The organism is Bradyrhizobium sp. SZCCHNR1017, from assembly GCF_032381375.1.
GTDB lineage: Bacteria > Pseudomonadota > Alphaproteobacteria > Rhizobiales > Xanthobacteraceae > Bradyrhizobium.
The window spans coordinates 76,067-97,559 of sequence record NZ_JAUHIR010000014.1 but is presented as its reverse complement, the minus strand read 5'-3'; the positions used below and the strand labels follow the sequence as shown (position 1 = coordinate 97,559).

16 protein-coding genes are annotated in these 21,493 nt (G+C 66.3%); 4 read left to right on the top strand and 12 right to left on the bottom strand.

Annotated elements, in window-relative coordinates; translation table 11 throughout:
* Positions 1-36: 36 nt before the first annotated feature.
* On the bottom strand, positions 37-3,543 hold the full coding sequence (locus QW863_RS28185) for a DUF6603 domain-containing protein (protein WP_315716265.1): 3,507 nt from the start codon (positions 3,541-3,543) through the stop codon (positions 37-39).
* Positions 3,536-6,052: a M64 family metallopeptidase gene (locus QW863_RS28180; protein WP_315716266.1), complete on the bottom strand. Its 2,517-nt coding sequence runs from the start codon at positions 6,050-6,052 to the stop codon at positions 3,536-3,538. Before QW863_RS28180 ends, QW863_RS28185 begins: the two co-directional genes overlap by 8 nt.
* A gap of 1,273 nt (positions 6,053-7,325) precedes the next feature.
* On the opposite strand from QW863_RS28180, the gene QW863_RS28175 reads away from it, so the two are divergent.
* Positions 7,326-7,568 carry a hypothetical protein gene (locus QW863_RS28175; protein ID WP_315716267.1) on the top strand — a complete coding sequence of 81 codons (243 nt, stop codon included), beginning with the start codon at positions 7,326-7,328 and terminating at the stop codon, positions 7,566-7,568.
* Positions 7,569-7,682: 114 nt separating this feature from the next.
* Here the strand turns inward: QW863_RS28175 and QW863_RS28170 are convergent, their stop codons facing one another.
* From QW863_RS28170 to QW863_RS28150, 5 genes are all read right to left on the bottom strand, one after another.
* Entirely contained in the window at positions 7,683-8,309 is a 627-nt protein-coding gene (locus QW863_RS28170; RefSeq protein ID WP_315769365.1) for a hypothetical protein, read from the bottom strand.
* Between the two features lie 85 nt (positions 8,310-8,394).
* Complete coding sequence (locus QW863_RS28165; RefSeq protein ID WP_315716269.1) at positions 8,395-8,616, bottom strand: hypothetical protein; 222 nt, start codon at positions 8,614-8,616, stop codon at positions 8,395-8,397.
* A 126-nt stretch (positions 8,617-8,742) separates the two neighbouring features.
* The gene (locus QW863_RS28160) at positions 8,743-9,975 is read right to left on the bottom strand and encodes an MFS transporter (protein WP_315716270.1); all 1,233 of its coding nucleotides are present in this window, start codon (positions 9,973-9,975) and stop codon (positions 8,743-8,745) included.
* A gap of 99 nt (positions 9,976-10,074) precedes the next feature.
* Positions 10,075-10,764 carry a substrate-binding domain-containing protein gene (locus tag QW863_RS28155; protein ID WP_315716271.1) on the bottom strand — a complete coding sequence of 230 codons (690 nt, stop codon included), beginning with the start codon at positions 10,762-10,764 and terminating at the stop codon, positions 10,075-10,077.
* A gap of 94 nt (positions 10,765-10,858) precedes the next feature.
* On the bottom strand, positions 10,859-12,898 hold the full coding sequence (locus QW863_RS28150) for an NAD(+) synthase (RefSeq protein ID WP_315716272.1): 2,040 nt from the start codon (positions 12,896-12,898) through the stop codon (positions 10,859-10,861).
* Positions 12,899-13,087: 189 nt separating this feature from the next.
* Here QW863_RS28150 and QW863_RS28145 point away from each other — a divergent pair, with 189 nt between their 5' ends.
* Both QW863_RS28145 and QW863_RS28140 read left to right on the top strand, forming a co-directional pair.
* Complete coding sequence (locus tag QW863_RS28145) at positions 13,088-13,939, top strand: NAD-dependent epimerase/dehydratase family protein (RefSeq protein WP_315716273.1); 852 nt, start codon at positions 13,088-13,090, stop codon at positions 13,937-13,939.
* Between the two features lie 126 nt (positions 13,940-14,065).
* Positions 14,066-14,545: a hypothetical protein gene (locus tag QW863_RS28140; RefSeq protein WP_315716457.1), complete on the top strand. Its 480-nt coding sequence runs from the start codon at positions 14,066-14,068 to the stop codon at positions 14,543-14,545.
* Positions 14,546-14,645: 100 nt separating this feature from the next.
* On the opposite strand, the gene QW863_RS28135 is transcribed toward QW863_RS28140, so the two are convergent.
* From QW863_RS28135 to QW863_RS28120, 4 genes are all read right to left on the bottom strand, one after another.
* Positions 14,646-15,272, bottom strand: coding sequence for a hypothetical protein (locus QW863_RS28135; protein WP_315716458.1), 627 nt, complete (start codon positions 15,270-15,272; stop codon positions 14,646-14,648).
* A 182-nt stretch (positions 15,273-15,454) separates the two neighbouring features.
* The gene (locus QW863_RS28130) at positions 15,455-15,721 is read right to left on the bottom strand and encodes a hypothetical protein (RefSeq protein ID WP_315716274.1); all 267 of its coding nucleotides are present in this window, start codon (positions 15,719-15,721) and stop codon (positions 15,455-15,457) included.
* An 82-nt stretch (positions 15,722-15,803) separates the two neighbouring features.
* Positions 15,804-16,775 (bottom strand): nitronate monooxygenase, encoded by a 972-nt coding sequence (locus QW863_RS28125; RefSeq protein WP_315716275.1) that lies wholly within the window; start codon positions 16,773-16,775, stop codon positions 15,804-15,806.
* A gap of 57 nt (positions 16,776-16,832) precedes the next feature.
* Positions 16,833-17,462, bottom strand: a complete 630-nt coding sequence (locus QW863_RS28120) for a hypothetical protein (RefSeq protein WP_315716276.1) — start codon at positions 17,460-17,462, stop codon at positions 16,833-16,835.
* A 154-nt stretch (positions 17,463-17,616) separates the two neighbouring features.
* Between QW863_RS28120 and QW863_RS28115 the strand changes: the two genes are divergently transcribed.
* A complete protein-coding gene (locus QW863_RS28115; protein ID WP_315716277.1) occupies positions 17,617-19,179 on the top strand; it encodes an AMP-binding protein in 1,563 nt (520 codons plus the stop codon).
* A gap of 1,255 nt (positions 19,180-20,434) precedes the next feature.
* Here the strand turns inward: QW863_RS28115 and QW863_RS28110 are convergent.
* The gene (locus QW863_RS28110) at positions 20,435-21,451 is read right to left on the bottom strand and encodes a hypothetical protein (RefSeq protein ID WP_315716278.1); all 1,017 of its coding nucleotides are present in this window, start codon (positions 21,449-21,451) and stop codon (positions 20,435-20,437) included.
* Positions 21,452-21,493: the final 42 nt, after the last annotated feature.

Here is a 21,493-nt window from a genome sequence, read left to right as displayed (position 1 = left end):
CGCCTCGCCGGATCGCCCGCCATCATCGTGCCTCCGCTACGCCGCGCGCTTCATCTCGTGCGGGCGCACGATATGGGCCTCGCTTGCGAAGTTCGGATTGCGTCGCGTCTCCGCCGCCATGAATTCACCGGCGCTGGCGCGCGATTGGAACGACACAGGCGCGCCGGCGATCGGCGAATTGTCGGCCAGGCTCACCACCACATAGGACGCCTGATCGATCGCGATCTTGTCGTCGAATGCGTGCTTCAGATCGCGCGACTTCGCCGAGATCTCCGACCGCGCCACGGCGTTGTTGGCCAGGAAGTGCGTGAACAGCCCGGAGATGAGCGTGACGAAGCGCCGGCGGGCCCGCTTGAAATTGTTGTCGACGATGATCTCTTCGTAGCGGGCGATGCGCTTGGTGACATAGCTGGTCTTTGCCTGGTTGCCAGTGACCGACAGCTCCAGCCCCGCCTCCTCGGCCTCGTAGTCGGAAGCGCTGAGCTTCTCGCCGTCCTTGAGGTCCTTGAACTGGGCGATCGCGAACGACTCCCGGATGGTGGCGCGCTTCTCGATGCCCGACGTCGCGGTCGCGACCGAGAAGTAATTGGCGTCGTCCGGGCGCTGCGCGCCGATCTTGTCGAGGGTGATGCCGAGCGGGATCGCACGCTGGGTGATCTTGAGCGAACCGACCGGATGCAGGACAAGATCGGAGCCCGCGTCCACGGTCTTGAGCGTCACCAACAGCCTGCTGCTGTTCTGCAGCGCGGCAGTCCAATTCTCCGCCTTCGAGTATTCCGCCACCAGCAGGGGCAGCACGGAGACCGGCGGAAGGCTGGTGTCCTCCTTGTCGCCCCAGGTGTGGGAGAAGTCGACGTCGACGTCCCAGAACAGCAGCGAGATGCTCCCGGTGCCCTCGACGTGCCAGGGCGATGTGCCTTCGAGCGAGCCGCGGAAGCGGATACTGAACAACCCCGCGCCGAACAGCTTCACCGACAGCGAGGCAGAGATCGTGATGATGAAATAGAACGGCGAGAACTGGAACAGCGCGTCGAAGGCGAGATGGCCCTCGATGTTGGCGATCGAGACGCCGAAATACAGCTCCGCATGTGCGCCGAACTGCACGGTGTTCGACGTCACCGCGAAATAGGCGTCGACCCGGATGCGGGCCACCGGCGTGTTGAGAATGTTGATCGCGATCCGGGGGATCGGTGGGAACGGCAGCGCCGGTGGATTGTAGGCCGGGTGGAAGCCGCCGACGGAGACGATGAAAGTGGCGTCGCCGCCGAACGACGCGAGCACGCCCATGCCGCCGTCGAGCGGCATGAAGATCACGCGGGATTCGTACAGGATGGCGAAGAACCAGCCGCGCTTCTTGTCGAATTCGATGGCGCCCATGAAGGCGACCTGGATGATGATGAGCGGCAGCCGCTCGTCCGGGATCGCCACCGTCAGCTTGCCGATGATGGCTATGTTGCCGGGAATCTCGATGATGATCCCGAGCGACAGGCTGATCAGCGTCGGCGTGCCCCAGCCGAACTTCGCCATCGGGCCGATGAGGAAGGTCCCCTGCTCTGGCGGGAAGAATGTACGGAGGTCGGAGATGATCCGGTGCGCGTTGGCGACGACGTCGTGCGGGAACAGCACCGAGTCCAGCGAGCCGGCGCGCACGCCGTTGACTAGCGCGTCGAGGTCCATCGAGCGGTTGAGCCCGACCAGTCCGCCGACTCCCAGCAGGGTGAAGCCGAAACCGAGCTGCAATCCGGGATTGAACTCGACCGCGATGATGGCGATGAAGGAAAAGCCCTTTGACCCGTCCGGCATCTTGGTGGTGATGACGCCGATTGCCGTCACCGAGAGGAAGTCGAGGATCTTCAGTTCCAGCGCGCCGGCATATTCGCCGCGGTCCGGATCGATGAAGAGATAGCCGCCGCCCTTCACCGCCCCGGCATCGATCGACAGCCCGACGCCGTTCGGTGGCTTGAAGCCGAAGGATAGATCGATCGGGCCGAGGTTGCCGCCGCTCCCCGGAAAAGCGAGATCGGTCCGCAGCCCGATGTTTTCCACCACCGCGACCAGCGGACCGAGCGCCGCCTTCAGCGTCGCGCCGATATCGATCGGGAGGCCGTCAGCCGACGGTGTCACCGCGAGCGTCAGTCCCTGCACCTGGATCGGACCGAGGTCGATATGCGCTGGGATCTGGATCTCGAGATGCGAGGTGCCGCGGAAATACACGCCGCGCGGATAGGCGGCGCCGAGGCCGAGATCGAACTCGAACCGCGTCGAGATGCCCGACAGGATGGTCGAGATGAAGCCGTCCGAGCCGGACGCGTCGAGGACGAAAGCGAGGCCCTTGAGGTCCGCCTCGGCGAACACCTCGACGTCCTTGCCCGCCACCAGTGTGAAACCGCCGGCACCGCTCACCGATTGGTATTCGAGCCGCGTGCCCTCGCCGGTGCCAAGAACGATGGTCGGGCTGCCGGAGATGGCGGAGTATTCCACTTCGACGCGCGCGGTGCCCTTGGCCGACGTCGGCGCGCCGCTGCCTGCGAAGCCGATCACCATGTCGATGCCGCTACCCGGCCGCACCATCAGGCCGACACCGCCGGTGAGATCGAGGTCGCTCGAGATCGTCACCGCGATCGTCGGACCGAGCTGCATCCGCACCGACAGCAGCCCGCTGAACGACGGCAGCAGCGCGAAGCCCGGCTTCTTGCTCCCGGACTTTGGCAGCGGGAACAGTCCGAGCTCGGCCGATAGCCGCCCTGCGTCGCGCGCCCGCTCGAAGAACACCAAGCGCAGCCGTTTGCGCACGGCGGCGCGCCCGGTCGGGGGGCCGCCTTCGAGCGCGCGCGCGACCCGATCCGGCACCTCCACCATCCGGACGTCGAGCCCGAGCCCGGCCGCGAGGCTGTCGATCTGCCGCGCGAAGCTGGAGAAGTCGAAGCTGTCGGTGCCCCAGCCGAAGGCGTTCTCGAACAGTGTCACCGGGTCGGAGACGATCTTCGGCAGGTCCGGGAAGCTGAACCTGTAGTCGATGTAGTCCGGGCGGTTGCCGGCGGGCGCGGTATAGCGGGTGCGGATGACGCCGAGCGCCTGCAGCGCGAAACCGATGCCCGGATGATGGTTGCGCAGATAGGTGATGAAGAGATAGCCGACGAGCTGCCCCGGAAACTCGCCCTTGAAATTATCGGCGTTCAGCGTCGCCGAAAATGCACCGCCGGGCGCCGAGACGAGGTCGTCGATCGCCTGCACGACGCCGGCGATCGCCTCGATGGTCTTGAAGGCGTCTTCGAGCGAGCCGGACACGACCGTCGTCTCGCCGTCGGACGCCACTTCGCCGTCGAGCGACAGCCCGCCGCCGACCAGCGCCTGGAGCCGATCGAACAGCAGCTGCAAGTCGACCGCGAGATCGGCGATCGGCTTCGGAATCATGTCGGAATCCCAGCCCAGCTTGAGCAGCAGGCCCTGGAACGCGGCCGGCGACTCCACCGCCGCCCGCAGCGGCAGCAGCAGCTTGCCGATCTCGGCGACGATCGTTTCGAGGGCACCCGGTTCAGCCATTTTTCTTGGCCTCCGGATAGAATTCGCGGTCGACGACGTCGTGCAGCGCGGGATCGACGCGGTTGGTGATCAGCCATTTGCAGACATGGCAAAAGGTGCCGCTGTTGTTCCGCATCTTGCAGTCGCCAGCCGGACGATAGACCAGCCCGGTGAAGTTGTATGCGCCTTCGTACAGGCCGACCAGCCGCTGCGCCTTGCATGGCGGCTTGAAATTCGGGATGTCCTTCGGGTCGTCGCCCTCGTCGTTCACATGAGCGAAGTCGGGATCCTTGTTGAGCGGCAGATGGTTGCCTGCGATGAAGTCGCGCACCTTCTTTTCCACCACATAGACCAGCGCGTCCGCATCGTCGCGGCGCGGCACGAACAGCAGCGAGCCTTTCGGAAACACGGGAAACGGCGCCGGCGGCAATTCCAGCCCGCCGAGCCGGATCGAGCCGAGGTTCTGGTCGATGTCGCCGATGTCGAGTCTGACGAGATAATCGGAATCGGTGAACGTGAGCGGCAGTTGCCGGCCGATCGCCGTGATCTGGATGCGGCGGAGAAACGCCTGGCGGCCGGCCGCCTTCGCCTGCACCCAGCGCGGGATCTGGCGCGGGTCGATCCTGACCTCGATCGAGCCACCCTGCTGGGTCGAAGCCTGGGTCAGCCTGGCCGAAAGCTGGACCCTGAGAAGTTCGAACCATTTCACCTTGGACGGATCGACCAGACGGGAGTGATTGGCGGCGTAGCTCGGATCCTGAAAGATGTCGGCGAGCGCGACGATGTTGTCCTGCTCGCTCGAAGCGGTCGCATTGTCTTCGGCGCTCGTCTCGTATTCGTCGCCGAGATTGAAGGAATGGCCGAATTCGTGCGCGACCGTGTCGATGATATCGGTGAGGTCGGCGTCGATGTCGCTGGCAGGCTTGCGCCGCATCACCTTCTTCGTCGCCGTGTTGGTCGCCGGATACTCGAAGTCGAGCGTCTTCAGGCTCTGCAACGAATTGGCGGTCACGGTCGACTGGTTGAAATTGGTGCCGCCGATCATGTCCTCGTTGGTGATCATGGCGATCAGGCCGCGGCTGCGCTTGAAGGTGCCGTCCGGTATCCACTCGGCGCCGAGCGCGGTATGCGGCGACGACCCGAGCCGCAGTCCGGACAGGTAGGCCATGATCGGCGCCGCAACGTTCGCGCGGCCGTTCCGAGCGAGCTCCGGCGGATGCCGGCGCGGATCCGGGGCAAGGTGCCGGGTGACGCTGGCCGGCTTGAAGAACTGATAGGCGCGGGCGATCAGTGGCGCGAGGTTGGCATCGCCCGCCGCATCCGCCGCCGGCATCGTCAAAGCGGCCCCGGACTTCGCCGACCGGTCGCCCCAGCGGGAGCCGAGCATCAGGCCGTAGAAAGTGTCACGTGCCTCCAGGATGCCGAGCGATTTCTGCTTCCTCCACGCTTCGATCAGGGTGTCGTTGACCTTCGCCGCATCGTAGTTGGGCAGCGACTGACCCGCCCAGCGCGCCTTCAATTGCGCCGGCGTCGCAGTCTCGTTGCGGAGCGGCAGGCCGACGCGGGCCACGAGCTCGTCGACCTCGTAGATGCTCTTGTCGTCCGAAACGCTGTAATTCCACGGAATCGGTCCGCCCCTGCTAAGCTCCGAGGTCTCCTCGTCGTTGACGCGCCAGCCGCAGGTCACCGCCTGCTCTTCCGACGCCTGGAACGCCTTGAATACGTTGAAACTGCCCGCGAGCGTGCCGTAGGGCTCGTGGCGCTTCTGCGAGAACAGACCGTCCGCCGCTTCCTGCACGATCTTGTCGAACTTGTCCTTCTCGGACGCGCGAAAGCCTTCGGCGAGGAACAGGATGTTGTGCATCTCGGCGGCATTGGCGAGGTCGCCGGCGCGCACCGTTGAGATGTTGTCGCGGATCTTGGCGTAGTCGACCACCTTCACCGGCAGGCTCTGGTTGACACCGAGGAAGCTGCCGTCGAGCTGGGCCGCCCCCTCGCTCACGCCCCTCAACCGTCCCTCATTGTTCGTATTTGCCACCACGAAGGTACCGGGACTTGCCGAGCTGAGCGTGACGAAGCCGTGCCCGGTGATGTCGCCGACGAGATCGGTCCCGGTCGGATCGTCGCTGAACAGCGCGCACAGCGTCGGCTGGCTGTGGGCGACCGTCGGATGCAGCGCCGTGGTGATCGAGGAGTTGCCGAACCACCAGCCGAGCACATCGTCGTGCACCTGGATACGCGCGACGATGTAGCCGGGGCCGTATTCGATCACCACGAGGTTGGTGCCGACGTCGTCGCCGGTGATGGTGCGCGCCGCAGGATCGATCGTCACGAAGCTGGTCAGCCGGGACCCGACCGGGTTGTACGGCGCCAGGATTCGAAAATTGCAGTCCGCGGTGACGTCGGTCAGCGTGTAGGTCGTCGAGCCGTTCGGCAGATCCTGGTCGAACACGCGGAACGGCAGCACCTTGGTCGCGGGCTTCTTCAGCGCGACGTGCATGTCGCAATGCGGATAGACGATGAGAGGCATGCCGGCACAACCCTCTCAGCCAGCAGAACTATTGGGAAGCCCGTCGTTCCCATCGGAAATCTGGCATCACGAAGATTGTACACCCAAGCCTTCTCAATACAACCTCAACGTGATACTGTTTCGATATCCTTCTGCAATCGTCGTTTGCCGAGTGGAGCTCTCCATCACTGGGGCCAATCCTGCTGCATATGCCGGCGGCGTAGAGCATCTCGTTGTCATCGTTCACAGATGAACACGAACGCTCCGTGGTTTCCGATGAGAAGCGATTGGAAGGCGCTGGGTTCGTCGCTGTCCCCGCGGGGTACGAGACCGATGCGTGACCCGGTTTCTGACCGCGTCACGCCTCTTGAGACGCACTGCGACTGACCGCGTCTCCTATCCATGGGTTCGGCCCGACGCTGCTCGGCGTTGTCACGGGCGCCGACAGGCATCGTCACGTCACTCAGATGTCAAACAGCCACTTGCGGTCGGTTCAGGCGTGCGCGCGCGGTCTCGCGGCTCGATGAGTCCGAGGAATGCGTTGGTCGCGCGCGTCTCGAAACACGAGAGGCGCAGGGAGAACCGGACCTCGACTGAGGCCCGTGGCCCGCCTGCGAAAAAAAATGCAGGCGGCAGGTACCACAGGTCCAGCCGGACGACCCGGCCCTCCCTGCGCGATCAGTTTTAACGGTGTCCTTCGTGCTCTCCTTGGGGACCGGGCTTTCTTGCCCCCATCGCCCGCGTGACGCTTGCGCATCAACAGCAGGCTTGACCTCAGCATCGGGAGGCCGGGACCACACGACTTCGCCGTCCGCGACGCAAGCGCTCGTCTGGCGCAGCATCCACGTCCATCGCAGCCCACCTCCACGTATCGTGACGACGCGTACGCCCTCTGCATGAGGCGGGATGAACGGAGTAAAGCATGATTTCCGATAAAAAGAACGAGGGATTTTTGGCCAGCGTCGAGCGGCCCGGCGATCGCATCCAAGAACCCGGGTTTCCGCCCAGATATCTTTCCACCGTCATAGCCTGGCTCCGTCCCGGCCATTCACTTCGACCAACATGATTGAACGACGTGCATGCCCGAGCCTTCGCCGAGTCGAGGCGGTTGCGGCCGCGCAGGAAGGACGGAGCCCGGTATGACAAGCAACTCATTCGCAGATTCTCTTGGTGCACCGCGCGTGAACCCCGTGTATCACGCCGCAGCATTGCCAATCTCATCGATTGAGCGCAGGCTCCCCTTCCTAAGCGCGCAAGTCGCATTACGGCACCAGCCGCATCAGGGGAGAGACGCATGAAGGAACCGGGCCTCGACGGCCGCCACCGCGACAAGGATGGCGAGATCAGCAGGAAGCATGGCAACACGCTGGTCGGCACGTTGCGCAAGATCTACGGAAAGTCGTTCGCGGCCGGTTATCCGGATTCGACCAAACTCAGCGACGTGCTGCTTCAGCTCAACGAGACCTCGCTGAGCCAGCTGCGTAGGGATCACGGCACCGGGCATCTGGAGCACAAGATCAAGGAGGCGTCGAAATGATCGGCAGCGTGCATCGCACGTTGCCGTCACCTGCTGGACCCACGCAAGATGGGGGATGCTGACCGAGACTGACGGCACATCGCCGACCAGTGCCTCGCCCTTGACCGTCAAACCTCAGTCAGCCGACCTCAGGACGTCGGCGAACTGCTGCTCGAACCTTTTCTGCTGTCCCGTGCTCGGAAAATAGACCGGGCGGCCGGCGTTGATCACGTTGAAGCCGTCCTTTGTCAGTCGAGGCTCCAGAATCCGGCAGACGTTTGCCTTGATCAAGATCAGGGGAACGCCGCGATCCGACACAAGGCTGGATAGGTCCGCGACGAGCAGCGGGTAATCGTCTTCGATCAACGCATTCCTATTCTGACTCGCGTCTTTCGGCAGCTTGTCCACTTGCTGGTAGGTCGCATCGACCAGCACCCATCCCTTGCGCTGAAATTGTCGCAGCCCCTCTTCTTTCGTCGCAGGGGTGGCTCCCATCTGGCGCATGAGGGCCGTGAACAACGGCTCGCTGATCGAGCCGGCCGAGTCATAGAAGTATTTTCCTGAGGCCGGCGGCGATTCCGCGACGATGACAAGCTTGGCGACGTCCGGCTCATAGCGGCGTCTCAGCCCGAGATAATAATCTCGCCCCCTCGCCAACATCGACGATGCACCTCCACCGCACGAATTCGCAACACGGCGATCACTGACGTCACTGAACGTTCGTTTAGCATCAAGCGCCAACGATGGCAGCAAGGTCTGCAACACGCCGTCTGGAAAAGAATGCTGTCCAGCGGCGACGGGAAGGCCAGCGCTGCTTTCCCGTCGCTGAACGAAAGTGCCCGGCTTGTTACTTCCCCATGCTTCCCGCCTGGTTCGTGCCCGGGCCGACATTGCCCTGGCTCGACGAGGTGGAATCGCGGCCGGACTTCATGTTGCTGCCGGTGGTCTGCGACGAGGTGGTCGACGTCGCGGCGTTGTGCTTCTTGTGGTGCTTCGCTTGCGCGGCGAGCGGGACGGCGGCGAGGGTGGCGGCGACGAGGGTGGCAATGGCAAGCTGGGTCTTCTTCATGGATCCGATCTCCATCCGGTTGAACTCCACGCCGCCCAACCCGGCTGCGACATCACAGTTCCTGCCGGGGGATCAAGCGTTGTTGTTCGATTCCGACGGCGCGCGTGAAGGTGCGATGCAGCAGCGTCAGGCCGGCGCTTGCATGGGCACGGCGCCAGGCTGCGACACAGGCTTGGGAAACGGCCGGAAGGTCATCATCATCATGACAGCGCCGAGGCCCATCACCCACGAGCCGACATAGAGCCAAGTGTAGCTCGCAAAGCTGTCGTAGATCAGGCCGCCGGCCAGCGGGCCGGTCGCCATGCCGAGGCTGCCGGCCATCGCCGTGCCGCCGATCACCGTGCCCATGATGCCTTGCGGAAAATTGTCACGCGCGATCGCGGCGTAGAGCGGCATGGTGCCGGCATAGAGGAAGCCGAAGGTGGCCGCAACCGCATAGAACGCGGCGAGGTCGCGCACGACCACGTAGGAGAGCGCGCCGAACGCCTGCGCGAGCAGGCCGAGAACGAGCACGCGCTTGGCGCCGAAGCGGTCGCCGAGCAGGCCGAAGGCGATGCGGCCGCCGAGCCCGGCGAGCCCCTCGATGCTGTAGATCGTCACCGCCGCCATCAGCGGGATGCCGCAGGTGACGGCGTAGCTCACGGTGTGGATGATGGGGCCGGAATGCGTGGCGCAGCAGAAGAAGTTGGTGGCGAGCAGGATCAGGAACTGCGGCGAGCGCAGCGCTGCCGATCGCGTCATCTCGGCCGGCCCGGCGGCGGGACCCGACGCGACGGCGTCGCCGGGCGCGGACGATGGCGGACGGCCCACGAGCAGCGACGTGGGAATCATGATGGCGGCCACGATCGCGGCGATGCACTGCATCGCGGTCCGCCAGTCGTAGCTGGAGACGAGCCAGGCCGCGAGCGGCGACATCGTCATCGGCGCCACGCCCATGCCGGCCGAGACCAGCGACACCGCGAGGCTGCGATGGGTGTCGAACCAGCCGGTGACGGTCGCCATGACCGGCGGGAAGATCGCCGCCGTCGCGATGCCTGCGATCAGGCCGAACAGCAGTTGGAACGCCAACAGCGAGGATGTCAGGCTTGCCAGCAGCAGGCTGACGGCGAGCAGGATCGATCCGATCAGCAGCACGGGACGCGGGCCGATGCGGTCGGACAGCGTGCCCCAGCCCATGCTGGTGACGGCCATCGCCAGGAAGCCGATCGTCATCGCGGTGGAGATCCCCGCGACCGACCATCCGGTCTCGGCGGCCATCGGCTTGAGGAACACCGGCAGCGAGAACAGGCCGCCGACGGCGACGCAGCCGAGCACGCCCCCGGCCGCCACGATCACCCAGCGATAGTACGATGTGCTCATCCGCCGTCTCCTTCCCGATTGTTCGGTTGGAAGACGATCGGGACAAGGCCGAGACGACACGCGGCGATCGGATTTTTCGCGGGCTGTGGAGCCGGCGCCTCACACCGGCGTCATGCCGTGCTGGCGCTTGGTCTCGGCGGTCTCCTCCGAGACCAGATATTCGATGAAGGCCCGCGCCGCCTCGGTATGCGCGCCGGCCTTGCACAACGCCGCCGCGAACACGGTGCCGGGCTGCAGCGACGCGGGCAGCAGGCCGACGATATCGATGCCGGGCGCGCCGAGCATCTCGCTGAGCTGCTGGAAGCCGACGTCGACCTCGCCATCGGCGAGCAGCCTGGCGACGGGAATGCCGGGCTTGGCCTGGACCAGGCGCGAAGTGCCCTCGCTCTCCAGGCCCCAGTCGCGGGCGAGCTTCTGCACATACGTGCCGCTCGGGCCGGTGGAGATGCCGATCGCCCTGGCGTTCTCCATCACCCTGCGCACGGCGGCCTCGTCGAGCGGATCGGGCTTGGGGCTGCCGGCGCGCACCGCCATCGCCATCGGCGATTCCGCGATTTCGATGATGCTGCCGGGAACGAGATGGCCGTCGCTTTCAAGCTTCTGCAGCGCATCGGAGGCGAGCACGGCGAAGTCGAACGCTTCGCCGGCGCGGATGCGCTTGGCGGCATCGACGCCGCCGACGGATTCGATCGTGATCACCTCGCCGGTCGCCTCCTCATAGGCGGCGGCGAGCTCAGCGAGGATCTGCCTCGTCGCCATCGAGGAAATGCCGGCGGCGGTCACGCTCATGATCTGCTCCGTTCAACGATGTCGATGACGACGCCGCAAAGGCGGACGCGCACGTCTCGGATATGGCAAGCGCGGCGGCGGAGCAAGATGGTCGTCACTTCGGCACGTTGCGCTCCAGGTCCTCCAGCCACGCGGTGGCGTTGCCGTCGGACGGGGCGCGCCAGTCGCCGCGCGGCGACAGGGCGCCGCCGGCCACCACCTTCGGGCCGTTCGGCATCGCCGAACGCTTGAACTGGCTGAAAGCGAAGAAGCGCTTGAGGAACACCTCCAGCCACTTCCTGATCTCGGGAAGTGTATAGGCGTGGCGCTTGTCGGCAGGGAAATGCGGCGGCCAGGCGCCGTCGCCGACATTCTTCCAGGCGTGATGCGCCATGAAGGCGATCTTCGACGGGCGCATGCCGTAGCGCAGCGTGTAGAACAAATTGAAGTCCTGCAGCTCATAGGGGCCGATCGTGGCCTGGGTGCTCTGCGGCGTCTCGCCCTCCTTCACCGGGACCAGCTCCGGCGAAATCTCGGCCGACAGCACTGCCTCGAGCGTGCGGTCGACATCGGCCGAGAACTGATGCGAGGCGATGACCCAGCGGATGAGATGCTGGATCAGGGTCTTCGGCACGCCGGCATTGACGTTGTAGTGCGCCATCTGATCGCCGACGCCATAGGTGCACCAGCCCAGCGCCAGCTCGGAGAGATCGCCGGTGCCGAGCACGAGGCCGCCGCGGTCGTTGGCGAGGCGGAACAGATAGTCGGTGCGCAGCCCGGCCTGCACGTTCTCGAAGGTGACGTCGTAGACCTGTTCGCCGCGGCCGAAGGGATGGCCGATGTCCTTCAGCATCTGCGTCGCCGCGGGGCGGATGTCGAGTTCGGCGGCGCTGACTTGAAGCGACGACATCAGCGCATGCGCGTAGGACTTGCTCTGCGCGCCCGTGGCGAAGCCGGGCATCGTATAGGCCAGGATGTTGGTGCGGGGAAGGCCGAGCAGGTCGATCGCCTTCGCCGCGACGATCAGCGCATGCGTGGAATCGAGCCCGCCGGAGACGCCGATCACGATGCGCTTGGTGCCGGTGGCGCGCAGCCGCTGCGTCAGGCCGGCGACCTGGATGTTGTAGGCCTCGTAGCAGTCCTGATCGAGCCGCGCGGCATCGCTCGGCACGAACGGAAAGCGCTCGATGCTGCGCATGAAGCCGATGTCGCCCTCGGCCGGCTGCAGCTCGAAGCCGATGCGGCGCCAGTGCATGCCGGCGCCTTGCGCGCGCGCATTGTCGTCGAACGTGCCCATCAGCGCCCGCTCCTGGCGCAGCAGATCGAGATCGACGTCGGCGAAGATGGTCTGTCCGGTCTGGCGGAAGCGCTCGCTCTCGGCGAGCAGCACGCCATTCTCGAAGATCGAGGTCTGGCCGTCCCAGGCAAGATCCGTGGTGGATTCGCCGACGCCCGCCGCCGCATAGACATAGGCCGCGAGGCAGCGCGCCGAGGTCGAGCGGCACAACAGTGAGCGGGACTCGGCACGGCCGACCGTGATCGGGCTGCCCGAGAGATTGGCGAGCACGGTGGCGCCGGCGAGCGCGAGCTCGGACGCCGGCGTCACCGGGATCCACATGTCCTCGCAGATCTCGACGCCGATGACGAGGCCGGCGACATCCGCGGCGGCGAACAGAAGGTCGGTGCCGAACGGCGCCATGGTCTCGGCGACCTCGATCATCTCGCCGCGGATGCCGGCGCCGGAGGCGAAGTGGCGGCCTTCGTAGAATTCGCGATAGGTCGGCAGGTAGCTCTTGGGAATAACGCCGAGCACCTCGCCGCGGTGGATCACGACGGCGCAATTGTAGACACGATGCGCAAAGCGCAGCGGCGCACCGACGATCAGGACGGGCATCAGGTCGTGCGAGGCTTCGACGAGGGTGAGCAGCCCGCGCTGGACGGCGTCGAGCAGCGGGTCCTGCTTGACGAGGTCCTCGATCGCGTAGCCGGACAGACAGAGCTCCGGAAACACCGCGACCGCCGCGCCCTGGTCATGGCAGGCGCGCGCCGCGGCCAGGATCGCCGCCGCATTGGCGGTCGGGTTGGCGACGCTCGAGGCGGTGACGCAGGCAGCGACGCGGGCAAAGCCGTGGCGGTAGATCGAATGGAAATTCATCGTGGCAGTCCATCTCCTGTCGCCTGATCATACGACATGGACCATGACGGGAGCCATAACAAGCGCGGCAGGTCAGCACCGCCCAGTCCGCAGGGTGACTCCGCGCGCGTCATTTGAATTGCGCGGGCCACCCGGTGCCGGGTAACTCGAAGGCTCGCTCCTTCGCGCAAGTCCAGGTGAACGGCATCCATGAACCTCTTCATCATCGGCTTCGGCTACACCGCCCAGCGCTTCGTCGAGCTGCACCGTGGCGCGTTCGCCCGCATCGGCGGCACGGTCCGCAGCGCCGACAAGCGCGCGCGACTGGCGCATGATGACATCGACCTGTTCGACGGCACGGCCCCCGCGGCCGCGACGCTGGCGAAGGCGGCGCAGGCCGACGTCGTGCTGATCTCGGTGCCGCCTGGAGGAGGCGGCGACCCGGCGCTGGCCGCATTCGGCGACGCCATCACGGCGGGGCGCGCGCGGCACGTGGTCTACCTCTCGACCGTCGGCGTCTATGGCGACCATCAGGGCGGCTGGATCGATGAGGACACGCCGCTGGCGCCCGAGCACGACCGGGTGCAGGCCCGGGTCCGCGTCGAGCAGGACTGGCGCGCGCGGATCGGTGACCGGCTCGCGGTGCTCCGGCTCGGCGGCATCTACGGGCCGGGCCGCAACGCGCTGGTCGAGCTGCGGGCCGGGCGGGCGCGGCGCATCGTCAAGCCGGGACAGGTGTTCAACCGTATCCATGTCGATGACGCGGCCAGCGCGATCATGGGCGCGATCCAGCGCGGGTCAGGCGGCGCCTGGAACATCGTCGACGACGAGCCTGCGCCGCCGCAGGACGTCATCGCCTATGCCGCTGCGTTGATGGGCATCGCCCCGCCGCCGGAACTTCCGTTCGACCGCGCCGAGCTGTCGCCGATGGCGCGCAGCTTCTATGCCAGCAACCGGCGCATCCGGAATATCCGCGCCAGGCAGGAGCTCGGCGTCGGCTTCGCCTACCCGACCTATCGCGCCGGGCTCGAGGCGCTATGGGCCGCCGGCGAAGGGCGCTGACGCGAGATTTCCGCCGCCGGGCGGGAAACCTTTCACGCCACTGACGATTGCAACGAACAGAGATTGTCATGCGGGTTTGACGCGGCTGCACGTCGCGCAGCCCTCACGGATCAAAGGATGTTCGACATGCAAGGCGATCAACCCATCAGCTGGCTGATGTTCTTCACGCTCGCGGCCGCGATCATCATCGCCGCCGGCGCGTTCCTGGCCTTCCTGCGGTCGCGGCACAACCGAGAGATCGCGGCGGTGGCGCTCGAGGGAGACGGCCGGGGCCGCGGCGTGGCCCCGTCAGGCGCCCTGCCCGAGCTCGGCGGCCTGTTCGTGCTCGCGCTGGTGGTCGCCGGCCTGCTGGTTGCCGGCTATCAGAGCGGCGGCGCGACGCGCTTCGCCGGCGGCGACAAGCCGACGCCAGTGCCGTCAGCGCCGACCAACACCGACCGCGGCACCACGGTCGGCGCCGGCGCCGCGATCACCCCGCCGGAAGCCCCGACCATGACCCAGCCGGCACGGCCCGGCCCGGACCTGCGTACCGCGCCCGCATCGTCGCCGACGGGAGCCGGCCCCGAGAGCGGCGGGCATCCGGAGGCCAATCCCCCGGCGAGGTGAAAAAGCGCCTCTCGAAAGCAAGAAGGCCGCGCAATGCGCGGCCTTCTTGATGTTCACTCCAAGTTTGATGTTCACGCCGGGAGGATCCCCCCCCCCCCGATCAGATCGCGGCTGCGACCTTGTCGAGGCCGATGGTGCGCGCAAGCCGCCGCACTTCGTCCTTCTGATCCTCGCGCAACTGCCATAGCAGCGGCATCGCGGCTGACTTCAGCTGTTGCACCTCATCCGAATCCGGATCGAGCGCCACCGCGCCCGGCTTCGCCGCGCCCTGGCGTCCGGCGTGGATCTTGCGGGCGACGGCGCGCAGCGCCGTCTCGACCGCCGGCCAATAATATTCCTGGCTCGACGAGAGCCGCAGCCGCTCCTTGATGCCTGCGATCTGGCCGTCCGACAGCAACGAATAGGCCTTCTGCACCTCCGGCTTCAGCGGCGCCGGGGCCGGCTCGCTCCTGGCGAGAATCTTGGACTTCGGCACCATCGGCTCGGCAGCGACGACCGCGGCAGCCGACGCCTTTGCCATCTCCGGCTCGGACGGCGCATAGGCATAGGCCTGACGCAGCGTCGCCTTCGACGGGGCACTCGGCTGCTGCACCTCGGGGGTCGCAAGTGTGACCATCGCCAGGCGGTCGCCCTTGGCTTCACGATTGGAGAGCGGGCTCTTCGCCACCACCGGCGGCATCATCGCACCGGCCGAAGGCACGCTGTCCTGCATCAGGACGCTCGTCACGGCCGCGCCTGCAATCAGCACGCCCAGCAAAGCGACAAAAGCGATCGACTTCGTCACGCAATTCTCCGTATCCCGGCGGAAAGCCGCACTTTGCCGAAAAGTGGGAGTTAATTAAGGCTTTACGATGCCACAGAAACACAGAGGCCACCATTCTGCCCTGTGAACATGACGGACATTTTTTTTCACGCCGCCGAAGACAGCTCGGCCGGCATCAGCAGATCGTACGCGGCCTGGATGTCGGCAACGATGTCGGAGGCTTCCCAAAGCGCGGCCGGTTCCACCGAATGCAAGCTGATGGTCCAGTTCCCGCCGCGGGCGGTGCGGGGAACGCTCATGATGTCGAACTGGACGTTGCGGCATAGCGGATGCCGCTGCAGAGCATGCCCGACGCGGATCCGGATCTCCTCGAGCGTCACCCGCTCTTTGTCCTGCCGTAGCCCGATGCCCATCGCACGATTCCGCCAAGTTCAAGCTCCGCGGATTGTGGGACCCGATGGTTAATGGTGCCTTAAGGACACACATCACGTTTTCTCATGGCCGGAGGCCACCCGCGCCGCCGTACTCATCAGCCGTGCGCGCCACCAGCACGGCGACCGACGGGATGTCGGTGACCCCCGAGGTCGCGTGCCCGGCGCTCCAGATGTCGCGCCAGCGTTTCGGCCGCGCCTCGCGCGCAGCGATGTCGATGTCACTGCCGATCTCGATCGCGCCACGCGCCGGCAAGGCTTCGGGATCGAGCCCGGCCGCGACGATCGACGGCCGGAGCATGCTGGTCGGCAGGCCGGTGAAGGCCGAGGTGAGCAGCACGTCGTCGGCCGAACTCGCGACCAGCATCGACTTGTACCGGTCATCGGCCAGGCTTTCGCGCGTGGCGATGAACTTCGTGCCCATGTAGGCGAGATCGCAGCCGAGCACCTCGGCCGCCCGCAACGCCACGCCGTCGCTGATGCCGCCGGCGAGCACGATCGGCCCGGCGAAGAACGCCCTGATCGCGCGCACGAAGGCAAATGGATTGAGCCAGCCGGTCTGGCCGCCCGCCCCGGCCGTGAGCAGCACCAGGCCATCTGCGCCGGCCTCGACCGCGCGCTCTGCATGACGGATCGAGGCGACGTCAGCGAAGACCAGCGCGCCCGCATCATGCAAGGGCGCAACAACCTTTGCCGGCGAGCCGACCGAGGTAATCACGATCTCCGGGCGGCGCCGCAACAGCACCGCGAGATCGTCCTGCAGCCGCGCGTTGGAGTGATGCACGATCAGATTCGGGCAGACCGGCGCAGCCGCCGCCCCGCTCGCATCGCTGCTGCGCGCAAGCCGATCGGCAATCTGGAGCAGCCAGGCGTCGAGCTCGTCGGGGGTTCGACAATTGACCGTCGGGAACGCGCCGATCACGCCGTTGGTGCAGGCCGTGCTCACCAGCTCGATTCCCGACACCAGGAACATCGGCGCTGCGATCAGCGGCAGGCGCAGCCGCGCCCGCAGCCCGTCCCATCGAGTGTCCTGCACGGCGCGTCCCTCCCTGATCCTTGTTGGGCTCAGGGATAACGGCGCCGCCGCGTGCGATCAATCGTCGCCGAAGAAGCTGAAGCGCGGCCCCTCCATGCCGACCGGCTGCGCCGCATAGGCACGCGGCGTCGTATCCTCGCGCACGGCCTGCTCGACCGCGCGCAGATCCTGCTCGCGGCGCTGGCGCCGGCGCTCGACATATTGCCGGTGCCGCTCGGCGCGGCGCTGCTCCGCGACGCGCTTGCGCTCCGCCCCGCGCGCCTTGAGATCCGCGTCCTCGGCCTTCGCTGCGGCCTTGTCCTGTCCCTTCTCCTGAACGTCCTCAGCGGTACCGGTCTGCGTGCTGGCCGGCGCCGAAGAGGCGGCGGGCACAGCCGTCGCGTCCGGCACAGCAGCCTGCGGCAGGGGCGAGGGATTGGGCGATACCGGCGTCGCCGGCCCCGTCTCCGCTGCTGCGGGCGCCACCTTGATCGGCGTGGTCGCGGCCGCCTGCGTTGCCGCAAGATACGAGGTGGTCGTCGGACTTGGCGACGGCGTCTCCGGCACGGAACGCGCGAGCTTGGCCTGCTCGAACGCCTGCGAACTCGGATGCATGCCCTCCGCGATCATGAGCCCGCCGCCGAGACCGGCCGCGACGGCGATGGCGACCGTTCCGGCTCCCGCAAAAAAAGCTGTCGAGGTGCGCATGGCCTTGCTCCGCTATTGTTCGGCCGGGCAACGCGGCGCGCGCAGCGATGTTCCGAGGACGACAAGCGCGCCTTGAGCGCGATGGGCTTTCTGATAGCGTCGGCAACAAGCCCCGCGACGCCACAACGATCGCGGCATCTCGGGAGGATCGTCCATGAGCCCACAGCTTCATTCGTTTCCGGTCGTCTGCGAGCAGACCCTGCTCACGCTGTCGCGTCATCCGTCGCGCACCGCCTTCAGCTGGCCGGGCGGATCGCTGACCTATCAGGGCGCCATCGACCTGATCGGCCGCATGCAGAGCGTGTTCATGCGGCTCGGCCTGCCGCCGGGAACACGCGTCGCGTTCCTCAGCGCGAACCGCGCCGATGCCTGGTGCGCCGGCACGGCGGCGCAGCTGTCGCGGCTCGCCATCACCTGGCTGCATCCGCTGGGCTCGCTTGACGATCAGCTGTTCCAGCTCGCCGATGCCGAATCGCAGGTGCTGGTGATCGATGCCGCCGCGTTCCACGACCGCGGCGGCGAACTGGCCGCGCGCTCGGGTGGCCTGCGCCACGTGTTCACGCTGGGCGCAGCCGGCTATGGCGTCGACCTCCTCGCCGCGATCGAGCAGTCAGGCCACGCCAGCGCGCGCAACTTCGCCACGCCCGAGGACATCGCGACCTTGAACTACACCGGCGGCACCACCGGAAAGTCGAAGGGCGCGCTGCGTCATCACCAGGAGTATGGTGGCTTCGCCACCGCGATCCTCGCCGATTTCGAGATCCCGGAGCGCGCCCGCTATCTGACGGTCGCCCCGATCAGCCATGTCGCCGGCACCAAGGTGCTGCCGACCCTGATGCGCGGCGGCACCGTGCACATGCTGAAGGGATTTGATCCTGAGGCCGTGCTGGCGACCATCGCGCGCGAGCACATCAACTTCACGCTGTTCGTGCCGACGATGATCTACGTGCTGCTCGATCATCCCGCGTTAGCTAAGACAGATCTCTCCTCGCTCGAGCTCGTGCTGTACGGCGCCTCGGCGATGTCGCCGACGCGGCTGGTCGAAGGCATCGAGCGCATCGGCCCGGTGTTCTCGCAGCTCTATGGCCAGACCGAATGCTATCCCGTCTCGGTGCTGCGGAAGGCCGATCATGATCCGAAGCAGCCGGAGCTGTTCCTGTCCTGCGGCTTCCCGATCGCGGCCTGCGAGGTCAAGATCCTCGATGACCATGATCAGGAGGTCGCGCTGGGCGAGGCCGGCGAAATCTGCGTGCGCGCGCCGCATGTGATGGCGGAATATTGGCAGCGGCCGGACATCACCGCCGAGACCTTGAAGAACGGCTGGCTGCACACCAGCGACATCGCCCGCCGCGACGAGCGCGGCTACATGTACATCCTCGACCGCAAGAAGGACATGATCGTCTCCGGCGGCTTCAACATCTTCCCGCGCGAGATCGAGGACGTGCTGACGCAACATGCCGACGTCGCGATGTGCGCGGTGGTGGGCGTGCCCGACGACAAATGGGGCGAGGCTGTCACCGCGATCGTGGTGCCCCGCGCCGGCGCGCAGATCGACGCTGCCGAGCTGATCGAGCTCGTGAAGGCGCGCAAGGGCTCGGCCCATGCGCCCAAGAGCATCTCGTTCGTCAAGGAGCTGCCGATGACCGGCGTCGGCAAGGTCGACAAGAAGGTGCTGCGCGCACGGTTCTGGGAGGGCCGCGGGCGGATGGTGGGGTAGCGGCATCATCAGCTCCCTCGATCGCCACCGTCATTGCGAGGCGCTCTTGCGCCGAAGCAATCCAGGGCCGCGGATGAGGCCCTGGATTGCTTCGCTCCGCTCGCAACGACGGCAATCCAGACTCGCGGCTTTGCAATGCCGATGGAAGCTCTCGCCCGTAGCCGCCGCGCTCCGCTGTCGTCCCGGGCAAGCGAAGCGCGACCCGGGATCCATAACCACAGGGCAGCGTCGTAAGCGCTGACGTAGCGACCCGCGTGCCTCGACCATCGTCTTATGATCATGGGTCCCGGCGTTTGCCGGGACGACAGCCTTTGTGTGGCGCGATACTCGCCACGCGATCCGCTGTATCCAAACAACACTGGATGCGTTGCCCCCATTGCAGACATGACATTGCTGCCTCGCGGCGCATCTGCGTCCGAGTCTTGCTGGTGTCGTTCCCCTCCAACTCACGGAGGGTGCAGGGAAGGCCAGGCCTCGACCGAGGCCTGCGGTCCGCGTGCAGCAAGAAAGCACGCGGCAGAACCACAGGTTCGGCCGGATAGACCCGGCCTTCCCTGCGCGATGGCTTTACGATTTATACGCAGTCTCCTCGGTGACCGGCTTGTTTGCCACCGTGGCGACAACGCGTTTCACGCGTTGCGCGGACCTCAGCGTCGGGAGGCCAGGACCCTGCGACTTCACCGTCCGCGACGTGGCGTACGTCCGCATGCCCAAAGCATGCTGCGCCCCATCGCGGCCACCGCATCCCACCCCAACGCATCGTGACGTTCGCGAAGCGCCCCTCGTCAGTGAAGCGGGATGCGGAGAAGAGACCATGGATTTCTGAAAATGCAAAGTCGAATATTTTTCGCTCCGCATCTGGACAGCCCAAATCAGCTTGATCGCGCGAGCGAATTTCGTCTTTGCGCGCGCCGCTGCGGACGCCCGACCTGCGCCGGAAGGTATCGATGGGGAAGCAAGCCTGCTCGTCGGCCAAATCAACCTCGCTGCGGCACAACGAATCCCAGGCGACGCGCGACAGAGGGCCCAACGAAAAGCCGGTCTGCACTCCGACCCGCTGTCGTGCCGAACAAGCGAAGCCGGACGATGTGCAGGCATCGTCGCGTTCGCGCGACCCAGGACCGAGACCACAGGACGTGGCGAGCCCGGATGCATCAATGCGCGTGCCTCGAATATGGCCCTGGGGTTATGGGTCCCGGCGTTCGCCGGGACGACATTGATTTTGTCGGACGAGCGTCCAGACACGACAACCATCTCACAACGCCGCGAACGCAGCGCGCGACGGTGCGAGCGGCAACCAGTCCGGGATGCGGCGCTTGGCGAGCCAATACGGCCGCCACAGCATTCGCCATGTGGTGAGATCCACAGGGGCCTGGCGCCATTTCATTCGACCGGTCTCGATCTGCGACAGATCGTGCAGGTGCAGCCAGCGCCGCGCGATCCACCAGAGCTCGCGGGCGACGTCAGCATTCCCCCGCCCCTTGAGCTGGACGATGCCCAACAACGGATCAGGAAAACGGACGGCGACCTCCAGCGTCGCGACGCGTTCGCCCAGGTGCCGGACGCTCCACAGCCGAGAGCGATTGTGGGCGATGTCGGAGCCATAGGTGCGGACACAATTGCGCATAGTCATCGCTTCGTCGACCAGATCCGGGATGTCATCCAGCGGCCGAAACTCATAGTCCCCGACGCGACCGGGATGGAGCCACATGTCGCGGATTGGCCGTTGACCGAGATTGAGATGCAGCGAGACTTTCCCTCGCCAAGCGAGGGCAGCCGTCATTGCGGCATTGAGCTTCATGGCTGGCGTCCACGGCCTTTCGACGAGCTCGCGGCCGAAGCCGGCGGGCTGCCCCGAGAACCATATCCACAGACCGAGCAGATGCATGCGGTCGCGCTTCAGCACCAGCGGCGCCCGCAGATACTCACGGGCGATCCACACCGCGGCCGGCTCATGCGCCAGCGCCGCCATCTCCGCCACGAGCTGCAGCCAGGTCGGCATCAGCTTCGGCGAGCGCGGCAAATGGTTGCCGATCTGCCGCCGGAACAGCTCGCCGTCTGGCAATGGTGGGATCGGACGGACGAACGCCTCCGGTGGCAGCTTGCGCAGCCAGAGCGGCAGACCGGCCGCGGCCGCCGCCTCGGCCAGCGGACGCCCCGCGATCACGCACGCGATCGCCCGCTCCGGATCGACATCCGGGCGCGGCACTGCCAGCGCGAACAGCAGCGCCGGAAAGCTCAACGCGAGGTCGGCGAGATGAGGATGTCGCATCGCGCATGCGCGCACGCGGGATTGCAGACGAGACGAATAGCG

Excerpts from the sequence above, each read along its gene's own strand:
- QW863_RS28185 (WP_315716265.1), bottom strand. The coding sequence starts at position 3,543 with ATGGCTGAACCGGGTGCCCTCGAAACGATCGTCGCCGAGATCGGCAAG.
- QW863_RS28180 (WP_315716266.1), bottom strand. The coding sequence starts at position 6,052 with ATGCCTCTCATCGTCTATCCGCATTGCGACATGCACGTCGCGCTGAAG.
- QW863_RS28175 (WP_315716267.1), top strand. The coding sequence starts at position 7,326 with ATGAAGGAACCGGGCCTCGACGGCCGCCACCGCGACAAGGATGGCGAG.
- QW863_RS28165 (WP_315716269.1), bottom strand. The coding sequence starts at position 8,616 with ATGAAGAAGACCCAGCTTGCCATTGCCACCCTCGTCGCCGCCACCCTC.
- QW863_RS28160 (WP_315716270.1), bottom strand. The coding sequence starts at position 9,975 with ATGAGCACATCGTACTATCGCTGGGTGATCGTGGCGGCCGGGGGCGTG.
- QW863_RS28155 (WP_315716271.1), bottom strand. The coding sequence starts at position 10,764 with ATGAGCGTGACCGCCGCCGGCATTTCCTCGATGGCGACGAGGCAGATC.
- QW863_RS28150 (WP_315716272.1), bottom strand. The coding sequence starts at position 12,898 with ATGAATTTCCATTCGATCTACCGCCACGGCTTTGCCCGCGTCGCTGCC.
- QW863_RS28145 (WP_315716273.1), top strand. The coding sequence starts at position 13,088 with ATGAACCTCTTCATCATCGGCTTCGGCTACACCGCCCAGCGCTTCGTC.
- QW863_RS28140 (WP_315716457.1), top strand. The coding sequence starts at position 14,066 with ATGCAAGGCGATCAACCCATCAGCTGGCTGATGTTCTTCACGCTCGCG.
- QW863_RS28130 (WP_315716274.1), bottom strand. The coding sequence starts at position 15,721 with ATGGGCATCGGGCTACGGCAGGACAAAGAGCGGGTGACGCTCGAGGAG.
- QW863_RS28120 (WP_315716276.1), bottom strand. The coding sequence starts at position 17,462 with ATGCGCACCTCGACAGCTTTTTTTGCGGGAGCCGGAACGGTCGCCATC.
- QW863_RS28115 (WP_315716277.1), top strand. The coding sequence starts at position 17,617 with ATGAGCCCACAGCTTCATTCGTTTCCGGTCGTCTGCGAGCAGACCCTG.
- QW863_RS28110 (WP_315716278.1), bottom strand. The coding sequence starts at position 21,451 with ATGCGACATCCTCATCTCGCCGACCTCGCGTTGAGCTTTCCGGCGCTG.